At 70.0% G+C, this 17829-nt stretch carries 24 protein-coding genes; 15 read left to right on the top strand and 9 right to left on the bottom strand.

The annotated features are described in order from the left end of the window. Positions 1-7 precede the first annotated feature (7 nt). The 12 genes from ACZ5WK_RS32830 to ACZ5WK_RS32775 all read left to right on the top strand — a co-directional run bounded on the left by ACZ5WK_RS32830 (position 8) and on the right by ACZ5WK_RS32775 (position 6590). On the top strand, positions 8-493 hold the full coding sequence (locus tag ACZ5WK_RS32830) for an NUDIX domain-containing protein (RefSeq protein ID WP_465552971.1): 486 nt from the start codon (positions 8-10) through the stop codon (positions 491-493). Position 494: 1 nt separating this feature from the next. Next, the gene (locus tag ACZ5WK_RS32825) at positions 495-752 is read left to right on the top strand and encodes a hypothetical protein (protein ID WP_465552969.1); all 258 of its coding nucleotides are present in this window, start codon (positions 495-497) and stop codon (positions 750-752) included. Positions 753-789: 37 nt separating this feature from the next. Next, complete coding sequence (locus tag ACZ5WK_RS32820; protein WP_465552967.1) at positions 790-1374, top strand: class I SAM-dependent methyltransferase; 585 nt, start codon at positions 790-792, stop codon at positions 1372-1374. Continuing rightward, positions 1371-1847 carry a GNAT family N-acetyltransferase gene (locus tag ACZ5WK_RS32815; protein WP_465552965.1) on the top strand — a complete coding sequence of 159 codons (477 nt, stop codon included), beginning with the start codon at positions 1371-1373 and terminating at the stop codon, positions 1845-1847. Before ACZ5WK_RS32820 ends, ACZ5WK_RS32815 begins: the two co-directional genes overlap by 4 nt. Next, positions 1844-2434 carry an NUDIX domain-containing protein gene (locus ACZ5WK_RS32810; RefSeq protein ID WP_465552963.1) on the top strand — a complete coding sequence of 197 codons (591 nt, stop codon included), beginning with the start codon at positions 1844-1846 and terminating at the stop codon, positions 2432-2434. Before ACZ5WK_RS32815 ends, ACZ5WK_RS32810 begins: the two co-directional genes overlap by 4 nt. A gap of 170 nt (positions 2435-2604) precedes the next feature. Then, positions 2605-2754: a 50S ribosomal protein L33 gene (rpmG, locus tag ACZ5WK_RS32805; RefSeq protein ID WP_465553010.1), complete on the top strand. Its 150-nt coding sequence runs from the start codon at positions 2605-2607 to the stop codon at positions 2752-2754. Between the two features lie 178 nt (positions 2755-2932). Then, a complete protein-coding gene (locus ACZ5WK_RS32800; protein WP_465552961.1) occupies positions 2933-3436 on the top strand; it encodes a MarR family winged helix-turn-helix transcriptional regulator in 504 nt (167 codons plus the stop codon). Between the two features lie 176 nt (positions 3437-3612). Further along, the gene (locus ACZ5WK_RS32795) at positions 3613-4032 is read left to right on the top strand and encodes a nuclear transport factor 2 family protein (protein WP_465552959.1); all 420 of its coding nucleotides are present in this window, start codon (positions 3613-3615) and stop codon (positions 4030-4032) included. Between the two features lie 75 nt (positions 4033-4107). Further along, entirely contained in the window at positions 4108-4635 is a 528-nt protein-coding gene (locus ACZ5WK_RS32790; RefSeq protein WP_465552957.1) for a YceI family protein, read from the top strand. 28 nt (positions 4636-4663) lie between these two features. Then, positions 4664-5227 carry an NADPH-dependent FMN reductase gene (locus ACZ5WK_RS32785; protein ID WP_465552955.1) on the top strand — a complete coding sequence of 188 codons (564 nt, stop codon included), beginning with the start codon at positions 4664-4666 and terminating at the stop codon, positions 5225-5227. Positions 5228-5271: 44 nt separating this feature from the next. After that, a complete protein-coding gene (locus tag ACZ5WK_RS32780; protein WP_465552953.1) occupies positions 5272-6180 on the top strand; it encodes an oxidoreductase in 909 nt (302 codons plus the stop codon). Positions 6181-6218: 38 nt separating this feature from the next. After that, entirely contained in the window at positions 6219-6590 is a 372-nt protein-coding gene (locus ACZ5WK_RS32775) for a nuclear transport factor 2 family protein (RefSeq protein WP_465552951.1), read from the top strand. Here ACZ5WK_RS32775 and ACZ5WK_RS32770 read toward each other — a convergent pair. After that, positions 6554-7213: a TetR/AcrR family transcriptional regulator gene (locus ACZ5WK_RS32770; RefSeq protein WP_465552949.1), complete on the bottom strand. Its 660-nt coding sequence runs from the start codon at positions 7211-7213 to the stop codon at positions 6554-6556. The genes ACZ5WK_RS32775 and ACZ5WK_RS32770 overlap by 37 nt on opposite strands. 91 nt (positions 7214-7304) lie before the next feature. On the opposite strand from ACZ5WK_RS32770, the gene ACZ5WK_RS32765 reads away from it, so the two are divergent. Further along, positions 7305-7772, top strand: a complete 468-nt coding sequence (locus tag ACZ5WK_RS32765) for a nuclear transport factor 2 family protein (protein ID WP_465552947.1) — start codon at positions 7305-7307, stop codon at positions 7770-7772. A gap of 99 nt (positions 7773-7871) precedes the next feature. Here ACZ5WK_RS32765 and ACZ5WK_RS32760 read toward each other — a convergent pair whose 3' ends face one another. From ACZ5WK_RS32760 to ACZ5WK_RS32730, 7 genes are all read right to left on the bottom strand, one after another. Beyond that, positions 7872-8591, bottom strand: coding sequence for an alpha/beta hydrolase (locus ACZ5WK_RS32760; protein WP_465552945.1), 720 nt, complete (start codon positions 8589-8591; stop codon positions 7872-7874). A 182-nt stretch (positions 8592-8773) separates the two neighbouring features. Continuing rightward, complete coding sequence (locus ACZ5WK_RS32755) at positions 8774-9670, bottom strand: MBL fold metallo-hydrolase (RefSeq protein ID WP_465552943.1); 897 nt, start codon at positions 9668-9670, stop codon at positions 8774-8776. 90 nt (positions 9671-9760) lie between these two features. After that, complete coding sequence (locus ACZ5WK_RS32750; RefSeq protein ID WP_465552941.1) at positions 9761-10021, bottom strand: hypothetical protein; 261 nt, start codon at positions 10019-10021, stop codon at positions 9761-9763. 336 nt (positions 10022-10357) lie between these two features. Further along, positions 10358-10678, bottom strand: coding sequence for an alpha/beta fold hydrolase (locus tag ACZ5WK_RS32745; RefSeq protein ID WP_465552939.1), 321 nt, complete (start codon positions 10676-10678; stop codon positions 10358-10360). 169 nt (positions 10679-10847) lie between these two features. Then, on the bottom strand, positions 10848-11666 hold the full coding sequence (locus ACZ5WK_RS32740) for a hypothetical protein (RefSeq protein WP_465552937.1): 819 nt from the start codon (positions 11664-11666) through the stop codon (positions 10848-10850). 227 nt (positions 11667-11893) lie between these two features. Then, on the bottom strand, positions 11894-12094 hold the full coding sequence (locus tag ACZ5WK_RS32735; protein WP_465552935.1) for a hypothetical protein: 201 nt from the start codon (positions 12092-12094) through the stop codon (positions 11894-11896). 157 nt (positions 12095-12251) lie between these two features. Next, entirely contained in the window at positions 12252-13484 is a 1233-nt protein-coding gene (locus tag ACZ5WK_RS32730) for a serine hydrolase domain-containing protein (RefSeq protein WP_465552933.1), read from the bottom strand. Between the two features lie 113 nt (positions 13485-13597). Between ACZ5WK_RS32730 and ACZ5WK_RS32725 the strand changes: the two genes are divergently transcribed. Both ACZ5WK_RS32725 and ACZ5WK_RS32720 read left to right on the top strand, forming a co-directional pair. After that, complete coding sequence (locus ACZ5WK_RS32725) at positions 13598-14752, top strand: sensor histidine kinase (RefSeq protein ID WP_465552931.1); 1155 nt, start codon at positions 13598-13600, stop codon at positions 14750-14752. Further along, the gene (locus ACZ5WK_RS32720) at positions 14740-15456 is read left to right on the top strand and encodes a LuxR C-terminal-related transcriptional regulator (protein WP_465552929.1); all 717 of its coding nucleotides are present in this window, start codon (positions 14740-14742) and stop codon (positions 15454-15456) included. Before ACZ5WK_RS32725 ends, ACZ5WK_RS32720 begins: the two co-directional genes overlap by 13 nt. A gap of 199 nt (positions 15457-15655) precedes the next feature. On the opposite strand, the gene ACZ5WK_RS32715 is transcribed toward ACZ5WK_RS32720, so the two are convergent. Beyond that, positions 15656-17449, bottom strand: coding sequence for a protein kinase domain-containing protein (locus tag ACZ5WK_RS32715; RefSeq protein WP_465552927.1), 1794 nt, complete (start codon positions 17447-17449; stop codon positions 15656-15658). Positions 17450-17829 lie beyond the last annotated feature (380 nt).

The following is a 17829-nucleotide window of genomic DNA, read 5'->3' as shown; positions in this document are numbered from 1 at the left end:
AGTATCCATGCAGTCCCTGCGTCAGGCTGTCTGCGTCATCGTCCACGACGAGAAGGCGGGCAAGGTCGCCTGCGTCCACTACGCCAACGACTCCTGGTCCACGGTCCCCGCCTGGACGATTCCCGGCGGCAAAGCCGAGGAGGGCGAGCGACTCGACGAGGCCGCCGCCCGCGAACTGCGCGAGGAGGCGGGCCTGGTCGTCGCCGCGGAGGAGCTGCGGCTGGTCCACACCATCCAGGTCAGGGCCGACTGGGACGGCAAGGGCCCGTTCCTGCTCTCGGTGTTCGCCGCGACGTCCTGGCAGGGCGAGTTGACGAACACCGAACCGGACAAGCACCTCGCCGTCCTGTGGGTCAACGCCGACGCGCTGCCCACCCCGATGTTCCCCACCTCCCACGCCGCGCTTACCGCCTACCTCTCCGGCGACGGCCGGGGCTTCTCCACCTACGGCTGGGACACCCCCGCGGACCTGCGCGCCTTCGTCGGAGCCTGAGATGGCCGGCCGCCACCACCGTCCGCCCACCGGCGAGCAGTTGGCCCTGCCCGCCGACGTCGACCTGCGGCTGCTCGCCATCACCCAGGGCCGTACCGTCACCGACGAAGGCGTCACCACGCTGCCCGGCGGACGGCACCCGTACGCCTACCGCACGCTCTATCGGCCCGACGGCACGGTGGACCGGCTGCTGGAGCGCCTGGCTCCCGGACCGCTGCACCCGCCTGGCCTGCCGCCCGGCGTCCCTCCCGCGGGCTGACTTGCCCGCCGAGCGCCCCCGACCGAGAGGAGCGGCCGTGTCCGCCGCCGACCACTGGAACGACCACTACCAGCAGGGAAAGGGCTTCCGGCCCGTCGCCGAAAAGGAGGTCGCGCTGCTCGCCGAGCGCCTCGGCCCGGGTGCCGGCCGCCGGGCGCTCGACCTGGGCTGCGGCACCGGCGAGTACGCCGCCGCCCTCCACGGCCTGGGCTTCACCACCATGGGGATCGACTTCTCCCAGGCCGCCGTCGCCACCGCCCAGGACCGCCACCGAGGCCGTGACGGCCTTGACTTCCGGCTCCTCGACACCGACCGCGGCGGCCTGGGCCTGCTCCCGCCCGGTGCCTTCGACCTCGTCACCTGCCGGCTCTTCCTCCCGTTCGTGGACCTCGTGCCGACCGTCGCCTGCGCACGCCGCCTCCTCGCCCCCGGCGGCCAACTCCTCGTCACCACCCCGCTCGCCGATCGCCAACGCGCCGGCGTGGAGTCGATCGGCCTCCGCTCGGCCACCCTCGCCCTGCTGCGCTACTTCGGCTGGGCCGCCGTGGCCGAGTACCCGCTCGACGACCTGCTCTGCCTCCTGCTGACCACCCACCCCGACCCGGAGAGGACCAGCCGATGACCCCCACCACCGCCGCCCGGCCCGCCGTCCCCGAGGACGCCGACGAACTCCTGCGCCTGCGCGTCGCCGTCCTGGACGGCGGCCCGCTCACCGGCGAATGGCGCACCACCTTCCGCGACGACATGCGTGAACGCCTGGGCACCGACCCGAACCTGCTCGCCCACGTCGTCCCCACCGAGGGCGGCCTCGCCGCGTGCGCCATCGGCATCGTCTACCGCGGCTACCTCGGCCCCGCCTTCCCCACCGGCCTGTGGGGGCGCATCCACACCGTGGTCACCGACCCGGCCCACCAGCGCCGCGGGCACGGCCGCGCCGTCACCACCGCGCTCGTCGAAGCCCTCCAGGACCGCGGCTGCGGATCGGTCGAACTGCGCGCCACCGCCGCCGGCGCACCCCTCTACAGCTCCCTCGGCTTCGAGCCCCTCAACGGCTTCATGACGCTGCGCCCGGGCCCCGGCGGGTGGGTGCGGTGACCGCCTTCGTCCCGCCCGAGCAGTTCGTCCCCACCCTGCCGCACGGCATCTCCTACGCCGGCGTGTTCTTCACCGACCACCACGACCGACCGCTGCTGCTCACCTCCGTCCACCACCCCGGGGAGCACCAGTACCCCGGCGGCCTCCTCGACCCGGGCGAGGACCCGTGGAGCTGCGCGCTGCGGGAGACCGCCGAGGAGACCGGCTTCGTCCCCGCCTGCCTCGACGACGCGCCGCGCCTGCTGCTGCTCTCCTTCACCCCGCCCGAACCGCCGTGGCCCTGGAAGATCGGCGTCACCTTCGACGGCGGCCGGCCCACCGACCGGGAGATCGAGAGGATCACCCTCGACCCCGCCGAACACAGCGGCCACGCCGTACGCACCGTCGAGGTGAACAGGTCGCGCAGTGGCTTGTCCATCGGCAGGCGCTCCGCGTTGAAGAGCCCGATCATCTCGCCGTCGTGCGACGCGGCGACGTCCGCGAGGCGGTGCGACCAGTCCTGTCCGATTCGCACGATCAGTCTGCGTCACGCGGCGGACGGCCTCGGGTTCGGGCTTCTGGGGGGAGCGCTGCGGCCGGTCAGTTGACAGTGGGCTGACATCAGGAATCCGTTCAGGAAGACGCGCAGGGCCAGCCGGCGGGACGGGCGCGACCGCCCCACCGAGCAGCATGCACACTACTTCTATATGAAAACGGATTTCATTTTGCTACAGCCTCCTCAGCACCGACCCAGGAGGACGTCACGGCCCGCAACGAGCTGCGCCCGATCATCAAGCTCCGCTCCACCGCCGGCACCGGCTACACGTACGTGACCCGCAAGAATCGCCGCAACGACCCCGACCGGCTGGTCCTGCGCAAGTACGACCCGGTCGCCGGGCAACGCGTCGACTTCCGCAAAGGGCGCTGACCACCACCGAAGGGACTCCGATCATGGTGGCCTGGCCCGGTACGCGCCGCCGCTGCCCCCACGACCGGCGACCCGCCCGGCCACCTCCCGCCGCCTGGGATCAGCACGCCGTGGTCAGCGTGGTGCACCGCTCAGCATGGCTCGCTTAACATGACTGTTCAAGTGATAAGCTCGCAGAATGACGAGCCAGGACGAGATACCCCAGGCACCGGCGGACGAGTATGCGGACCTATGGCTCACGTCGACCGAGCTGGCCTCCTGGATGTCGGTGGTCCGCCTGATCACCCGGCTCCCCTGGGCGATCGACGCCCAGCTCCAGCGCGACGCCGAGCTGAGCATGGTCGAGTACATGACCCTCGCCATGCTGTCCGAGGCCTCCGAGTGGACCTTGCGCATGAGCGTTCTGGCCGAGCACACGAGTACGTCACTGTCCCGCCTGTCGCACATGGTGAAGCGGCTGGAGAGCCGCGGCTACGTGCGGCGGGAGCCGGATCCGAGCGACGGGCGGTTCACCAATGCCATCCTCCTGCCGGCCGGCATGAGCAAACTGGAGGCGGCCGCCCCCGGGCATGTCGCCCATGTCCGCCGCCTCGTCGTGGACAACCTGTCCGGCGAGCGCCTGCGCAGGCTCGGGCAGGACGCGGAACGCATCCTGCAACGCATCGACTCCCCCGCACGCTGATTCCCGTCACTTGACGACGCAAGTCACCCGGATGCCGCAAGGCATTCCAGCCCGGCACGGAGGCCGAAACCGCGAGTCCTTCCCCGAGATTGACTTGAAAGTTAAAGTTAGTACATGAAGGTGCCAATCCTGGCGCCGCCTCGTCACCCACGCGTGGCACGGATCAGGGAGCTGAGATGTCACTGGAAAACGAGAAGATCATTCGCAACGCCTACCAGGTCGCCGAGGAGCAGGATGTCGCCGGCTGGGTCGCGGCGTTCACCGAGGACGGGACCTTCACGGACATGTCGATCCCGTTCACCTACCGCGGTGCGGACGAGCTGGGCGGGACGGTCGAGGTCTACGCGAAGGCGTTCCCCGACATGCACCGGGAACTCGAGCGGTTCTACGTCACCGGCGACGTGGTGATCGTGCAGCTGCGCCTGCAGGGCACCCACCTTGGCCCGCTGGAACTGCCCTCCGGCACCGTCCCGCCGACAGGCAAGCGCATGGACGCCCCGTGCTGCGACGTCTTCGAGCTGGTCGACGGCAAGATCAAGCGCTTCGACTGCTACGCGGAGGGCTCCGTCATCGCCGCCCAGCTCGGCCTGACCTGAGCCTCCATACAACTTGAGCCTTCAAGTCGACGGGTCTAGACTTCGACTTGAAGGTTCACGTCAGAGGAGGTCGCCATGACCACCGTCACACCGGAGCCGGGCCAGTACACGATCGACGTCCCACGCTCCCGGATCGCCTTCACCACCAAGCACCTCTTCGGCCTGGGCACGGTTCGCGGCAGCTTCAAGCTGCGCGGCGGAACCGTCTCCGTTGCCGAGCCGCTGACCGGTAGCCGTGTGGACGCCGTCGCGGACGCGGCCAGCTTCGATACGGGGAACCGTAACCGCGACCGCCAGGTCCTCTCCAGGCCCCTGCTGGACGTCGCCACCTACCCGGACATCGTCTTCACCTCGACCGGAGCCGAGCAGGACCAGGCCGGCAGCTGGGCTCTCCAGGGCCAGTTGACCGCCCACGGCGTCCGCGCGCCCGTCACCTTCACTGTCGCAGGCGCCCAGATCGACGGGGACGAGATCGCCGTGGAGGCCACCGCGACCGTCGACCGCTACGCCCACGGGGTCACCAGACTCAAGGGCATGGCCGGACGCCGGCTGCAGCTGACCGCGACCGTCCGGGCCCGTCGCGCGGACGACAGCCGCGCCTGACCGGGCAGTCGAGGAAGGAGTGAACGTCATGACCACTCTCAAGATCGCAGTGATCCTCGGCAGCACCCGCCCCGCCCGCAACGGCAAGGCGGTCGCCGACTGGATCGTCGACCGCGCGGGCGCCCGCACGGGCGCCGAGTACGAGCTCGTCGACCTCGCCGACTGGCCCCTGCCCTTCATGGACGAGCCCCTGCCACCCTCCATGGGCCAGTACCAGGGCGAGCACACCAAGGCCTGGGCCGCCAAGGTCGCCGAGTTCGACGGCTACGTATTCGTCACCCCCGAGTACAACCACTCCATCCCCGCCGTGCTCAAGAACGCGATCGACTTCGCCTACGCCGAGTGGAACAACAAAGCCGCCGCCTTCGTCTCCTACGGCACCGTCGGCGGCATCCGCGCCGCCGAACACCTGCGCACCATCGCCAGCGAGGTCCAACTCGCGCACGTCCGCCAGCAGCTGGCCTTCTCCCAGTTCACCGACTTCGAGAACCTCTCCCTCTTCAAACCCGCAGCGCACCACGACGGCGGCGTCACCAATCTGTTCGAGGAGCTGGAGGCCTGGTCGACGGCCATGAAGTCGCTGCGCAGCTGAACCTCCCCGCAACCGGCCTACGGCATTCCCCTGCTGGAGAGACCATGTCCGAGCCCAACAAGCCCCTCGCGTCCGCAGGGTCTTACGCACTCGGCCCTCGCCAGGTGCACCGCATCGGATACGGCGCGATGCAACTGGCCGGCGACAACGTCTTCGGCCCGCCCCGCGACCGCGACGAAGCCCTGTACGTGCTGCGCGCAGCGGTCGCGGGCGGCGTCAACCACATCGACACCGCCCAGTACTACGGCCCGGGCGTCGTCAACGAGCTCATCCGCGAGGCCCTGTACCCCTACCCGGACGACCTGGCCATCGTCAGCAAGGTCGCCGCCCGCCGCAACGACACCGGCGCGGTCCTCCCCTTCGACGAACCGCACCAGCTGCGCCAGGGCATCGAGGAGAACCTCACCACCCTCGGCATCGACCGGCTGGCCGCGGTGAACCTCCGTATGGTCGACCGGGCGGCCGCCCCCGGCAAACGGTTCGACGCCCAGCTGGCCGCTCTGATCCAAGCCCGCGACGAGGGCCTGATCGACGGCATCGGCCTCAGCAACATCTCGCGGGAACAACTGCTGCGGGCAGTCGGCCAGACCGAGATCGCCTGCGTGCAGAACCTCTTCAACCTCGCCGACCAGTCCTCCCACGACGTGCTCCAAGAGTGCACGCGCAGAGGGATCGCGTTCGCCCCCTTCTGCCCCCTCGGCTGGCCGCGCGGCGCCCAGAACCGGATCCTCTCCAACCCCGTCCTCGCCGACCTCGGCAAGCGCCTGGGGGCCACACCGGCGCAGCTCGCCCTCGCCTGGCTGCTCCACCTCGCGCCCAACATCCTGCTCATCCCCGGCACCCGCACCCGCACACACCTGGCTGAGAACCTCAACACCGCGTCGGTGCGGCTCGACGAGGCGTCACGACAGGAACTGGCCCGGGAGTTCCCGGCCCGGAACCGACCCGCCTGAACGCCTACCCCCGCCACGGCACGACCCGGAGGACCCTCATGAACAACACCGTCGCCGACCTGATGCGCCGCAACCTCCTCGACGTCTTCAACGAACCCGACCCCGACCGACGGGCCAAGGCCATCGCGGAGACCTACGCCGAGGACGTCGTCTGGCACGAACCCGACCGTGTCGTCCGCGGGCGCGAGGCTCTCGCGCTCCGCGCCGAGGAGCTGCGTGCGCGGGCCCCTGACTGGGTCTTTCACCCGGACGGGCCTGTCTCGGTCAACGACGACCTCGGCCACCTCGGCTTCCGCTACGGCCCCTCGGGCCAATCGCCCGTCGTGAGCGGAATGGACATCGCCCACTGCAAGGACGGCGTCATCGTCGAGCTCTACACCCTCGCCACCGAGGTCCCCCCACCGTCCTGACCGCCCGGCCGGTTCTCTGCCTCCCAGCCGGAGGGGTCGGCGCGCTCCACGGAGACCGTCCACCAAACAGGCGCGCACGCCGTGGCCGCGGCGACCAGATCGTCCTTCGAGACCGACGGATTCCCGAGCCAAGCCCTGATCGCCCCAGCGAAGCCGTGCGCAAGGAACTGCGCGACCACCCGGTGCTCCACGACGGGAAGCATCGTGTCGTCGGTCCGAGCGAGGACCGTACGGGCGTAGCCGTCGAAATGGCTGACCAGCGCGTCGTAGACGCCCTGGTCAGCCGGATCGCCCAGGGCTTGCCGGTAGACATCCGCGAACCGCTCGACGTGGTCGGCCACGTCGGCCGTGGCCAGCCGCAGTAGTTCCGGTCCGGGGCATCCCGCGGCACGACGCCTGTCCTCAAGCCGGTGCCCAGCCTCCAGGTCCGCGTGGAGCGCCTCGATGAGCGGGTCAAGCGGGCTGCTGTAGCGGTGGTAGAACGTCGCCCGGGTCACCCCGGCGCGTTCGGCCGGCTCGGCGACGGTTATCCGGGAGACCGGCCGTTGCGAGGCGAGCTCGACGACGGCCTCCCGCAGCGCACCGGTGGTCCGGGCCACGCGCGGGTCGATTCCCTTGGTCATCGTGCCGCCCTCCCGGTCGATCCGTGCGATTGCGGTGCTCCGGGACCAGTGTTGTTATGCAGATGTCAAATAGTTTCACGAGGGAGCTGCCATGTCCTCCCACACCTCGATCCCACCCCAGGAAGCCGCCGACCGGCTGGCCATCCGCGAGCTCATCGACGCCTACGCGCACTGCGCCGACCGGCGCGACGCCAAGGGCCAGATGGCGCTGTTCACCGAGGACACCCGCTTCCTCGTGTACATGGACGCCCTCGCCGCGGAGCCGACCCAGGAGCTGCACGGGCGCGAGGCCCTCGCGCCGGTCTTCGACAACCTGAACACGTACCGGGCCACTACCCACTTCAACGGCCAGAGCACCGTCTCCCTGGACGGCGACCGGGCGAGCGGCGAGAGCTACTGCCTGGCCCACCACATTTCGTTGGGCACCGATGCCGAGCGCACGATCATGGTCGCCTCCATCCGCTATCTCGACGAATTCGTCAAGCAGGGCGGCGATTGGTTCTTCGCCGAGCGCCGCCTGATGGTCGACTGGACCGAGACCCGACCCTGCGCGCCCTGAGCCTGCGAGGCGGTCGAGAAGTGGTCGCCGGCGGGAGTTGACAGCGGACGAAGGAATTCCGGAACAGGGGCCGAACTCTGTCATCAGAGGGGGATCTGGTCAGGATGCGCCCAGGGACGGCGTGCCGACCTGTTCGGCGATCCAGGATTCCGCGAACTTCGTCCACGTGGCGGTATCGCCGGCACCCTGGGCGAGACCGAGACTGTGCGGGCCGTGGGCGAAGACGTGCACGGCGTGCGGTACCTCGTGCGCGGCCAGTGCAGAGGCGAGCCGGTAGGTGTGCTCCGGCGGGACGTAGCTGTCTTCGGCGGTGTGCCAGAGAAAGAAGGGCGGAGACGCCGTGGTCACCAGCGCGTCGAGGGATGCCTGGCGGCGCAGGTGCGGTGAGGCGTTCTCCCCGAGCAGGATCAACCGCGCGGGTCGGTAGGTCTCGGTCTCCATCGATGTGATCGCGTAGCCGAGGACGGCGAACTGGACGGACTCACGTTGATCGTCGCCGGGTGCGAGTGCGGCCAGGCCTGCAAGATGCCCGCCGGCCGAGAAGCCGATCACCCCGATGCGATCCGCCCCCTGTGCGCGCCTGCGGAGGATCTCGGCCCTCAGAGCCAGGAGGGGTTCGGGATGCCGCATGTGGAGCGGGTACCGGAAGACGCTCGCCGACAGGCCCAGTACGGAGAGCCACGCAACGATCGGCTCCGCCTCGTGTGGGGCATGCGACGCGTAGCCCCCGCCCGGCAGGACGATCAGATGTGTCGTCGTCGGGTGCACCCGCTCGGCGCGTCCGCGAGACGCTGGTGCCGTCTCGAATCGATTGCTCATGCCAACCTCCGCACTTGCTCACGGAGCACGCCGTACGCGGCCCTCTCCACAAGGCTGTACCAACGTCATCGCCACACCGAGTCCATCACGCGAACAGGTGTGGGATGCAGTCGTGTGGCAGCTCCGGGCCCGGCACCCCGGATGGAACCGCCGACCTGCCGCGTGGTACGGGACGATCGCTGCTAGAACCAGCCGCCCACAGCGGCGGCGATGGGGTCGGCCCCGGGCTCGCGCAGGGCGTAGATCGTCTTCGCACCGACCCACAGGAGAGTCCTGCCGTAGGGGAGGTCGGAGTGGCGGTCGACCATCGTGTTGAAGAACTCGGTCGCGGAGGAGCACTCCTCCAGCGCCGCCTCGGCGTCGTCGAGATACCGGCGGGTCTCGGCGATGACGCGGGTGGCATCGTCGTCGAGGTCCTTGTTCTTGTGGCCGGCGACGATGTACCGAGGCGCGAGGGCCTCGACGGTCCTGATGGCGTTGCGCCAGGCGTCTAGGCCGCCTCCGGCCGACTCGCCGATGTACACGTGGGCGCCGTTGTAGAGCGCGTCGCCGGCGACCACGAGTCCGAGGTCGGGGACGTGCAGGACGCTGGTCTGCTCGGTGTCGGTGTGGCCGACCTCGACGAGGTTCAGATCGTGCCCTTCGAGGGTGAGGGTGTTGTCCGGGACGGTCACCGCGGTCACCGGGGCGTCGGGGATCTGCCCTGGCCAGAGCTTGTCCCAGGCGAACGGCCGGGCCTCCACGTTGCCGTGCATGACGGCGATGGTGCCTGCGGTGGCCACGACCGGCGCGACGAACCGCTTCGCGAACTCGTTGTCGCCGAACCAATGGTCGCCGTGACCGTGGGTGGCGATGACGGCGATGACGTTCTTCCCACTGGCAGCCACCCATGCGGCGACTTCCTCAATCTGTCCCCTGGTGAACGGCGGGTCAACGAGGACGGCGTCCCGCTCGCCGTGGACGAGGGTGGTCGAGATCGGCTGGAACGTGCGCGTTTCGCCGTTGGGCAGGGGCTCGGCGACGCTGATCGGGATCGGGTCGCAGACGTATACGGCGTAGCCGAGAGAATCCGTGGCCATGGGTGCTGACCCTTCTGATGGGTTGGAGCGGTGCGGGCGGACGGGCCCGGACTGTCACGGGGCCGTCGCGGGCGGGCGCCCAGTGGGTGCTCAGGCGAAGGTGGTGTCGCTGAGGTCGATGGTGACGAGCAGCGGCTCGGCCAACGCCTGACCTTCAGGTGTGCGCGGGAGGATGCGGTGCTCGGTGGGGAGGGTGATCCCGGCGACCTGCGTGTAGCCCGAGAAGTGGTGGGCTCCGCTGCTACCGGCCATGACGTCGATGTCGTAGTCCTCGCGCCGGATCAGGCCGTCGTCGCCAACGTAGACGGTCTGGACGCTGTTGTGGGTAGCGAGGCGGCTCGGCCAGACCATTCGTCGAACAGATCCGTCATCCTTCTTCTCTCTTCGGCGCCGGTCGCCGAATCTGGGGGCCCGGGCGCGGGAATCCTCTCGACCTCGACCGTGATCATCGGGCACGGCGTGACGGCCGACCCGCCAAACGCACCCGATTGCGCCGAAGGCGGGCTTGTGACACACCATCACAGCTACTGGCGCCCGAACTCACGGAAAGCCGCTGATGCCCGATCCCGCTGGAGTGGTACCCGACCAACCCGAAGAAGTCAATGGCCCTGACTTGTGCTGACGGGAACTTGAGAGACGGGGCCTGTCAAGGCGCGCAAGGAACATCACGCTGGTTCGGTGACGGCTCTATGCCTCGAGGGTCTTCGCGGCGTCGCGGATGACGTCGAGGACGAAGTCGGGGTGCGAGAGCATGGGCACGTGGCTGCTGTCCACGGCATAGGTCTTCGCGCCCATGCGCTCGGCGGCGGCCCGCTCCAGGTCCGGGTTCACGGTGCGGTCGTTGTTCGCGACGATGTACCAACTCGGCTTCGCGCGCCAGGCGGTGCCGGGAACCTGCTGGTTGAACAGGTCCGGGACCGGCACGGCGCCCGTCGCAAGGACGAGCTTCTGCTCGGCTGCCGGCAGATCGCCGCGGGCCACCCGCATGTGCAGGCGGCCGAGGTGCACGCCGCCCTCCACCTGATCACACCGGCTCTTTGGTCGGATGCCGCAGACTCCGACCTGCCGGAGGCGGTCCGCAGGATCGAGACCCAGTTCTGGGTGCGTGAGAAGCTGTTGTCGTACCGATCAAGCGGCTTGCCGATCGAACGGGGGTCTCGATCGAGTGATCGAGGGCTCAGGGACCGTCCAAGACCACACCGGCAAGCTCCGGCATCGCCCGGAGGAAGTCCGCAACACTTGCGAGTTCGTCCAGGCGCAGTTCATATGCCGAGATCCTGCACGCATAGTCGGCAGCCAGGTCATCGACCCGGTGCCGCAGATCGGCGCGCGACGCCACCATGACCGAGTCGTAGTAGTCGAAATCCGAACCGATCGTCAGGTCCACGAACACCCCTTCTTCCTCAAGGACGTCGGCCAGAGTAGGGGGAGTTGGGCCGCTCAACGCGCTCACCAGACGCTGGAGACGCTCCGGTCCGGGGGCGACTGCGAACACCGTGGTCTCCGACGATGCGTCGAAGATCACCGCGTGCAGCGCGGATACCAGGTCGCGAGGCGTGGACAACCGAAACAAGCCCGCACGACCGGAGTTGTCCAGCTCCGCGGCGGTCGGCTCCGTCCGAAGGGGCTTTGCCGTACGACTAGGTACGAAGCCCTTGTCCCGTGTGGTGGTGGTCGGCGCTTTGGCGTCGACCTCGTACTCCCAGCTCACCAGCATCGGCGTTTGCTTCAGGAAACGCTCGGCGTCGTCGCAGTAGTACGTCGGAATCACATAGCGTTCCAGGCCGGCCGTCAGACGCCACACCAGGCCCACATAGACGGCGACTTCCTCCATGTTGTTGTTGTTCACGGCCCACTCGGTGTACGGCGTCCCCTCCTCAGGCCATTCCTGCCGCAGGCCAGGCCAGTGCCGAGTCACCGCCAGGTCATTGCCGGGGAGGTAGTGGAAGAGATGGACGCCGTCTGTCGTGGCGGCCTCGAAACGGATCGGATGCACCGCGCCAACCTAGCCTTGGGCAGCTCGGCGACGCTCCACAATTTCGTGCCCGAGAGGCCAGGCGGCCGGAATCAGCGATCCCGTGACCACGTCACTCCCCACTTGTCTCGATCGGGTGATCGTGGTCGGTGCCAGGTATGGAAGCAGGACCTCTTGGTAGCTCGAAGGGTGTCGAAGCCAACGTGCGGTCCGGGTCTGGGCGCCCCCAACCCCGTGAACAGCTGACTTCAATACGCGTGAATAAAGCCAGGCGCCCAACACACGTACGGCAGCACCAGCTGCTCGTGCACCGCGCTCAGCCGGCCGGCGAACTCCTCGACCGTCAGCCCGAGGTAGGTGAACGACTCGGCGTACCGGTCCAGCTCCACCGTCCCGCTGCGCCACTGCGCCCGGTGCGGATCCCCCGCCAGGCACAGGCCCGGCACCACCCGACAGCACCCGGCACCACGCGGCGCCGGGCCGGCCGCCCGCCTGGTGGTCGGCTGGTAATCGGCTCCGGAAGTCCTTCGGGGGGCTCCGGGACCGGTGTTGTACCTGCCGGCCGGCCAGGCGCGGGCGTCCCCTGCCCGCTCCTTACGGAGGGCCTCAGCGCCGCTGGTGGTCGGTGTCCGCAGTCGTGCACAGGGCGTCGTCGACCAGCTTGTTCTCGGCCTGTGCCACGCGCAGGACGTCGTCCTCGGAATCGGCCCGGACGCCCGACAGCGAGACCGTGACGCTGCGCCGGCCGTCGGCGGTGACGCCGGTGGCGGTGATCCAGCCGGAGTCGCCGCCCTCGTGGCCCCAGTACTCCCCGCCGCAGGACAGCGGGCGTGAGAAGAGTCCCAGGCCGTCACGGGCGCCCGGCATGAAGCGCTCGAACTTCTCGCTGACCTGGACGGTCCGTGTCATCTGCGCCAGCTGCGCCGGTGGCAGGAGCCGGCCGCCGAGCAGGGCGCGGAAGAACCGGTTGAGGTCGGCGGTGGTGGAGACGAGCCCGGCCTCTCCGTTGGTGCCCGAGCCGACCTGCTCGGTGACGTCCACGAGAGGCTCGCCGGCCTTGAACCGCTGGTAGGTCTCGGCGTGTGGCTGGGGCAGCGTGGGTGAGGTACCCGGCCAGAAGGTGTGGTCAAGGCCGAGCGGCCGGACGATCCGGTCCCTCACCTCCTCGTGCCAGGGGTGTCCGGTGACCCGCTCGATGATCATGCCGAGCAGGACGTACCCGGTGTTGCCGTAACTCCAGTCCTCGTCGGGCCCGAAGTCCGGGCTGTGGCGCATCGCCCGGGCGACGGTCTGCTCGGCCGTGTAGCTGTCGTACCGGTGCTGGCGGAAGTCCTGCGCCGAGGTGTAGTCCGGGTAGTCGTCGTGGATGCCGTTGGTGTGCCGGAGCAGTTGGCGAATGGTGATCGTTCTCCCGTCGTTGCCGTTGCCGGACACCACGCCGGGCAGCCACCGCTCGACCGGGTCGTCCAGGGAGAGCCTGCGGTCGCCGGCGAGTTGCAGGGCCACGGTGGCCACGAACGTCTTGGTGACGCTGGCCATCCGGAAGTATCCGTCCCTGGGAACCGGCTGGCGGGACGTCAGGTCGGCGACGCCGCCGGCGGCGGTCAGGTTCCGGCCGTCGGAGGTGACCAGGCGGGCCTGCACTCCCGTCACACCGAGCGCGGTGATCGCATCGGCGTCGCGCTGGAGCCGGAGCCGGCTTCGGTCGTCGTGCTGCCCGGCGGCCGTCGCGCCGGGCACGCAGGTGGAGAGGGTGGCGGTCACGACGGCGGCCAGCGCCAGGTTCCGTCGGACGGACCGGCCGCGCCGCCGGGGCGGACGCATCGGTGAAGTCGTCATGGGCGTTGACACTAGGTCCGGCCGGCATGAGCAGTCGGTACCCCTCACTGGTAGGAAAAAGGGGTGGCTGGCTGTAGTGCCGGGCTCGGTCGCCATGGCCCAGACTTGTGCGGATGAACCACCTCGAGGACAGCCGGCTTTCGGCGACGTGGCGCGGTCTGGGTTACCTGACGGGGAGCCTGGTCACCGCTGCGGTCGCCCTGTTCGCGCTGCCCGTACTCGTCGTCCCGGCGACAGCCCGCGCCTGGGCGTCCTGGCATCGCCGCCGCGCCGGCCGGCTGCTGCGGTCTCCGTGTTCCGGTCCCGTCCGCGTCGGTACGCGGCGTGTTCTCGGGTGGCTGTGCGCAGACATCGTGACCGCTCTGGCGTTCGGGCTCGTCGTGGTGCTGTGCGCAGGCAACGCGGTGGCCACGGCCGTCACGGTGCCGTTGTGGTGGGCGTTGCCCGCCGGCACCCGCGCGGGCGGCTTCGCCGCCGGTGTCCCGCTGTCCGGGTGGGGCACGGCGCTGACCCTGGGGACCGCGCAGTTCGTCGTCTTCGCGGCCCTGACCTACTGGCTGGTTCCACCGCTGGCGCGCCTGCACGCCCGGGTCTGCGTGGCGCTGCTGTCCCCCTCGGCCGCCGAGAGGCTGGCGCAGCGGGTGGAGACGCTGACCGAGACGCGGGCCGGCGCGATGAACGCGCACGGCGCGGAACTGCGCCGGATCGAACGTGACCTGCACGACGGCACCCAGGCCCGGCTGGTGGCCGTCGCGATGCGGCTGGGCGTGGCCCGTGAGTTGCTGGGCGAGGACCCCGGGGCGGTGGCCGGGCTCCTGGAGGAGGCGCATGTGGGGACCGAGGAGGCCATGGCGGAGCTTCGTGCGGTGATCCGGACGATCTACCCGCCGATCCTCGCCGATCGCGGCCTCGCCGGAGCGCTGGCCGCTCTGGGGGCCCGGTCGGCGATCGACACCGCCCTCGACGTCGGCGGCCTCGGCACGGTCCCCGCCGCGGTCGAGGCCGTGGCGTACTTCACGATCGCCGAGGCACTCACCAACGCCGCCAAGCACAGCCGGGCCACCCGGGCCACCGTCCGCGTCGCACGCGCCGGTGACCGGCTGTCGATCGAGGTCGGCGACGACGGGGTCGGCGGCGCCGACGAGACGCGGGGTACCGGCATCGCCGGAATCCGCCACCGTGTCCTGGCGCTCGACGGCACCGTCCGCGTCCACAGCCCGGTCGGCGGCCCGACCACGATCGCTGTGAGCCTGGCATGCGGGTCGTGATCGCCGAGGACAACGTCCTGCTGTCCAGCGGGCTGGAACTCCTGCTGACCGCCAAGGGCTTTCACGTCGCCGCGATCACCCAGGACGCCCCGGGCTTCGCCGCCGCCGTCGCCGAACACCGGCCGGACATCACCATCGTCGACGTGCGGCTGCCGCCGACCTTCCGCGACGAGGGCATCCACGCCGCCATCGACGCCCGACGCCGGCACCCCGGCCTGCCCGTGCTCGTCCTCTCCCAGTACGTCGAGCAGCAGTACGCCGGAGAACTGGTTTCCGACGGGCGCGGCGGCGTCGGCTACCTCCTCAAGGACCGGGTGAGCCGGGTCAGCGAGTTCGTCGACGCGCTGCGGCGGGTCGCCGCCGGCGCCACCGTCATGGACCCCGAGGTGATCGGGCAGCTCCTCACCCGTCCCGCCCACGACCCGATCGCCGCTCTCACGCCACGCGAACGCGAGGTCATGGCGCTGATGGCCGAGGGAAAGGACAACGCCACGATCGCGGCCCGGCTCGTCATCACCGAGAACGCCGTTCACAAGCACATCGGCAACATCTTCGCCAAGCTCGGTCTCTCGCCGGCCGACAGCGGCCACCGCCGCGTCCTCGCGGTCCTCACCTATCTCAGCCGCCACCGACCGAGCGGTCCGCCGGGCGCGGAACCCGGCCCGGGGGTGCGCGGGACCTCGGCCGGCAGTGCCGGGGCGTAGCGGGCAGGCGCGGCGGGCCGGATGGCCTGACCTCGGCGGCCGGGATGCGGACCGTGTGCAGCGCGGCGATGGCCGGGCTTCCTTCCCTCTGTGGCGCACGCACGTGAAACCCGGCGCGACCCGACGCACTGGCCAGGCCGCCAGACGACCAACCGAAACGGCCCGCCGGATGAACCGGCAGGCCGTCATGAAGTCGAGGTTATCGGTCAGCCCTGGACTTGGCCGCTTGCATGACGGTAATCCGCCGGACGTAGAGAGCGGTGACGACCGCCGCCGGGATGACCAGTACGTGCAGGGCCAGGTTGATCCAGGTGTCCAGCTGGAACTCATACCTGTAGGCAACCCAAAGGGGGAAACGGTCGGGGTCCCATAGTCCGGCCTCCTTCTCCCTGAGGAATACGGTCCATGGAGTCAGCATGAACGGCCAGGTCATGAGGATGACAAGGCACGTGGCCCACCAGGCGTGAAGCAAGCGGGCCGGGTCTGTGCCGTTGCCCTGGCCGGGCGGGCTGGAGGCATGCCAGACATCGTTGGCGACCTGCTTGGGAAGAAAGAGGTTCCCGACCGGGATGAACCATCCCACCACCGCGATGAACGGGCGGTATCGCAGGCGGCCGGGAGTGAACTGCTCGGCTGCGGTGCGTGCGCGGGCGAACCAGATGAGCCAGCTCACTGCCAGCGCCGCGCCGAAGAGAAGCTGCCCACCCCACAGGAGACCGACGACGACGTTGTCCCAAACACCCCAATCCCTGAGGAAGTCCCGGAAGTCATCCCAGTCCGGGTAGAAGCCCCGTTCGTACCGATGGCCTGCGTCGGTGGCGACGGTGTACTGATGGACAACGGTGAGTGCGGAGACCAGGGCAGAAAGGGCGAGGAACCAGTAGACAGCGGCCCGGTAGCCGTCGGCCGGGCCCGTGCGGCCGCGTGCGCGGCGGCGTTCGTCGACCAGCCGGGACGGCGGCTCCTGCGCCTGCCCGGCCTGGTCGCCCTGGGATGCCCGGTGCACCCGGTCGACGGCCGTGGGCGAGTACGGCGGTTCGGCCGCGCCTGCAGCCATCGCCTCGGCCGCCGGGTCCCCGTCGACCGGAGTCATCCGGGTGTGCGGGTCCTCCTGGCCGAGGAGCTGGACGGCGTCCTGGCCGAGCCGGGCCAGCACCTCCAGCGGCAGCCAGGGGCCCAGCGACCGGTACTGGATGTCCTGCCGTTCCCGCAGTTCGGTCAGAGTGGGCCGGTCGGCCGGATCCTTGGCGAGGCAGGTCTCGGTCAGTTCCCGCAGCGGCTCGGGAACGCCGGTGAGGTCCGGCGGCTCGTGCACCACCTTGTACATCAGGGCGTGTGCCTGTCCTCCCGCCGCCTCGAACGGGAGCCGACCGGAGGCGGCGAAGGCGAGCACCGCGCCGAGCGAGAAGATGTCGCTCGCCTCGGTCAGGCTCTCACCCCGGATCTGCTCCGGTGACATGAAGCCGGGCGAGCCGACCACCACCCCGGTGCTGGTCAGGCCGCCGGTGGTGGAGTCCAGAGCGCGGGCGATGCCGAAGTCGATCACCTTCGGGCCGTCGATGGTCACCATGACGTTCGACGGCTTGAGGTCACGGTGGACCAGCCCGGCGGCGTGGATGTCACCCAGCGCCCGGCACAAGCCGGAGGCCAGAGCGCGCACCGAGTGCTCCGGCAGCGGCCCGTACTGCTCGGCCACCACCTGCTGCAGCGTCGGCCCGGCGACGTACGCCGTCGCCACCCAGGGCAGTGCCGCGTCCGGGTCCGCGGCCAGCACGGCGGCCGTCCACTCCCCGCCGACCTGCCGGGCCACCGCGGTCTCCTTGGCGAACCGGCGCCGGAAATCCGGGGCCGCCGCCAGCTCGGCACGGATGGTCTTCACCGCCACCATCCGCCCCCGCGGGGACCGGGCCAGGTAGACCACCCCCATGCCGCCCTCCCCCAGCCGGCCAAGAAGCCGGTAGTCAGCGACCCGCTCGGGGTCATGCTCTCGCAAAGGCTGCACGGTAGGTGGCTCCCCCCTGGAACATCACTGCGGCGCACCAAGACTAGTGCCGCATGGCGACACTCGAGCCGTCATCGACGTCACCGCAGCTCCGACACCATCCAGTGCCGGGCAGCGCGCGGTAGCGGTGGGTGCGCAGGCCGGGGTGACGCGGGTCGGCGGCGAGTCGGTCGAGCGCGAGGACACCGGCCGCCACGCCGGGGGCCGGCGCCTTCGTGTCCGGTCGGGTCAGCCGTGGAGACCGGCCCCGAGTCCGACCGGCTGCCGGCCGACACCGGGAAGCCGCGGAGCCGATATGCACTCAGGTATTCACACCAGAAAATACATTGAATGCGACCTATCCGGCACGTTCGACGACCGAGCAGAACACC

The organism is Kitasatospora sp. NPDC032757, assembly GCF_055579305.1.
Note: the sequence above shows the minus strand (reverse complement) of the source record. Positions and strands in the feature narration are given on the sequence as shown.

What these genes read in the sequence shown, in the direction of transcription:
- ACZ5WK_RS32830 (WP_465552971.1), top strand. Translation starts at nt 8, where the DNA reads ATGCAGTCCCTGCGTCAGGCTGTCTGCGTCATCGTCCACGACGAGAAG.
- ACZ5WK_RS32825 (WP_465552969.1), top strand. Translation starts at nt 495, where the DNA reads ATGGCCGGCCGCCACCACCGTCCGCCCACCGGCGAGCAGTTGGCCCTG.
- ACZ5WK_RS32815 (WP_465552965.1), top strand. Translation starts at nt 1,371, where the DNA reads ATGACCCCCACCACCGCCGCCCGGCCCGCCGTCCCCGAGGACGCCGAC.
- ACZ5WK_RS32800 (WP_465552961.1), top strand. Translation starts at nt 2,933, where the DNA reads ATGACGAGCCAGGACGAGATACCCCAGGCACCGGCGGACGAGTATGCG.
- ACZ5WK_RS32795 (WP_465552959.1), top strand. Translation starts at nt 3,613, where the DNA reads ATGTCACTGGAAAACGAGAAGATCATTCGCAACGCCTACCAGGTCGCC.
- ACZ5WK_RS32790 (WP_465552957.1), top strand. Translation starts at nt 4,108, where the DNA reads ATGACCACCGTCACACCGGAGCCGGGCCAGTACACGATCGACGTCCCA.
- ACZ5WK_RS32785 (WP_465552955.1), top strand. Translation starts at nt 4,664, where the DNA reads ATGACCACTCTCAAGATCGCAGTGATCCTCGGCAGCACCCGCCCCGCC.
- ACZ5WK_RS32780 (WP_465552953.1), top strand. Translation starts at nt 5,272, where the DNA reads ATGTCCGAGCCCAACAAGCCCCTCGCGTCCGCAGGGTCTTACGCACTC.
- ACZ5WK_RS32775 (WP_465552951.1), top strand. Translation starts at nt 6,219, where the DNA reads ATGAACAACACCGTCGCCGACCTGATGCGCCGCAACCTCCTCGACGTC.
- ACZ5WK_RS32770 (WP_465552949.1), bottom strand. Translation starts at nt 7,213, where the DNA reads ATGACCAAGGGAATCGACCCGCGCGTGGCCCGGACCACCGGTGCGCTG.
- ACZ5WK_RS32765 (WP_465552947.1), top strand. Translation starts at nt 7,305, where the DNA reads ATGTCCTCCCACACCTCGATCCCACCCCAGGAAGCCGCCGACCGGCTG.
- ACZ5WK_RS32760 (WP_465552945.1), bottom strand. Translation starts at nt 8,591, where the DNA reads ATGAGCAATCGATTCGAGACGGCACCAGCGTCTCGCGGACGCGCCGAG.
- ACZ5WK_RS32755 (WP_465552943.1), bottom strand. Translation starts at nt 9,670, where the DNA reads ATGGCCACGGATTCTCTCGGCTACGCCGTATACGTCTGCGACCCGATC.
- ACZ5WK_RS32750 (WP_465552941.1), bottom strand. Translation starts at nt 10,021, where the DNA reads ATGGTCTGGCCGAGCCGCCTCGCTACCCACAACAGCGTCCAGACCGTC.
- ACZ5WK_RS32730 (WP_465552933.1), bottom strand. Translation starts at nt 13,484, where the DNA reads ATGACGACTTCACCGATGCGTCCGCCCCGGCGGCGCGGCCGGTCCGTC.
- ACZ5WK_RS32725 (WP_465552931.1), top strand. Translation starts at nt 13,598, where the DNA reads ATGAACCACCTCGAGGACAGCCGGCTTTCGGCGACGTGGCGCGGTCTG.
- ACZ5WK_RS32720 (WP_465552929.1), top strand. Translation starts at nt 14,740, where the DNA reads ATGCGGGTCGTGATCGCCGAGGACAACGTCCTGCTGTCCAGCGGGCTG.